Annotated in this window: 1 protein-coding gene; it reads right to left on the reverse strand. The window is 60.2% G+C overall.

Annotated features, from left to right (window positions below; all coding sequences use genetic code 11):
- The coding region (locus J4G32_RS21330) for a serine O-acetyltransferase (RefSeq protein ID WP_425515547.1) at positions 1-284 on the reverse strand (284 nt) is incomplete at both ends.

The following is a 284-nucleotide window of genomic DNA, read 5'->3' on the forward strand; positions in this document are numbered from 1 at the left end:
TACTTCATGCACCACAACGGCGTTGCTGCCGATGCGTGCGTTGTCGCCCACGGTGAATCCGCCGAGAATCTTGGCACCGGCGCCCACCACAACCCCTTTTCCAAGCGTCGGATGGCGCTTCTGTCCGCGGCCGAGACTGACGCCGCCCAACGTCACGCCGTGATAGATCGTGCAGTCGTCGCCTACGACAGCCGTTTCCCCAATCACCACCCCCATGCCATGGTCAATGAAAACGCGACGGCCGATACGTGCAGCCGGATGAATTTCAATGCCGGTACAAAAAC

Source organism: Microvirga antarctica, from assembly GCF_017921815.1.
Lineage (GTDB): Bacteria > Pseudomonadota > Alphaproteobacteria > Rhizobiales > Beijerinckiaceae > Microvirga > Microvirga antarctica.